Here is a 1,237-nt window from a genome sequence, read left to right on the forward strand (position 1 = left end):
TAACGAAGCACTACTAGTGCTGGATTCCTCAAACGGTGTACGTGTATCGGCGGCGAAGCAGGCGGGTGGGCGGTGCGGGTCTGCCCCATATCCAGGGCCGTGCTCGGTTGTTGAGCTGGGCTGTTGCCAGGCGGGTGGCCTGGTCGATCTCGTGAGGTCCGGCGAAGGACTGGCCGGCCAGGGCGGCCTTGCGGAAGATGCGCCACCAAGCCTCCTGGAGGTTGAGCCAGCAGGCGCCGACCGGGATGAAGATGTGCCGGATCCGGGGGTGGTCCTCGAGCCAGGTCCGGGTGGAGACACTGTTGTGCGAGGACAGGTTGTCGGTGACTACGTAGATGTCGCCGGTGGGGTTGGCGTTCTCGAGTTTCTGCAGGAACTGCTGGTAGTAGACGCTGTTTCGGGATGGCGCGGTCATCGTGATCTCCTGGCCGTCGGCTATGCGCAGGCCGCCGTAGACCCAGGTCTTCTCCGGCCCTCGGGAGTAGTCGATGACGTGTTTGATGCGGTGTCCGTCCGGCGACCAGCCCGGTGCCGGCGGGAAGGATCGGGGGATCACCGGTCCGAGCTCGTCGGCGCAGACGACCGTCGCACCGTCCGGCGGGCTGGTGTAGAGGCTGATGATCCGTGTCCTTTTCCCTCGAAGTCCGCATCCTTCGAACGGGCCCAGGACCGGGTACGGCGCCAGCGCACGCCCTCGGCCAGCAGAATCCGGCGCACTTGGGAGCGGCCCACCTCGATGCCCAACCTGCGGGCCTGTTCAGCCAGCGCGTCCAGTGTCCATTCGGGTGGCCCCGTCTCGTCTTCTGCGACGAGTTCGCCGCCCGGCTGCACGGTCAGCCGGCCAGGCGGTGGCCGCTTGACCAGGCCGATGATTCTCGACCGCTCAGCCTCGGTGATCCGCCGCTTGCGGCCCTGGCCTCCGAGATCCTCGAGCCCTTCCAACCCTGTCCGGTTGAAGCGGTGCAGCCACCGCCGCACCGTCTTCTGATCGCAGGCCACCTCGGCCGCGACCGCAGGCACCCGCATGCCCTGCCAGCTCAGCTCCACCATCCGGGCCCGCATCACCAGATCCCGCGGCGCTTTGCGCGCCCTGGCCAGCCGACGCACCACAGCTTCCTCATCCGCATCACGGCTTGGCCGTGCTCGTAACACCATCCGCCCAGCACCCGCCCCCCGAGCACCCGAACCACCCCGCCACCAGCATCTATACCCACTGAAAGCGGAATCCAGCACTAGG

At 67.3% G+C, this 1,237-nt stretch carries 2 protein-coding genes; both read right to left on the reverse strand.

Annotated elements, in window-relative coordinates:
* Positions 1-28: 28 nt before the first annotated feature.
* Positions 29-622: an IS630 family transposase gene (locus ACFU5O_RS37465; protein WP_384247507.1), complete on the reverse strand. Its 594-nt coding sequence runs from the start codon at positions 620-622 to the stop codon at positions 29-31.
* Positions 553-1,110 carry a helix-turn-helix domain-containing protein gene (locus tag ACFU5O_RS37470; RefSeq protein WP_384247504.1) on the reverse strand — a complete coding sequence of 186 codons (558 nt, stop codon included), beginning with the start codon at positions 1,108-1,110 and terminating at the stop codon, positions 553-555. Before ACFU5O_RS37470 ends, ACFU5O_RS37465 begins: the two co-directional genes overlap by 70 nt.
* Positions 1,111-1,237 lie beyond the last annotated feature (127 nt).

This window comes from Streptomyces sp. NPDC057445 (assembly GCF_042802855.1).
Classification (GTDB): Bacteria; Actinomycetota; Actinomycetes; order Streptomycetales; family Streptomycetaceae; genus Streptomyces.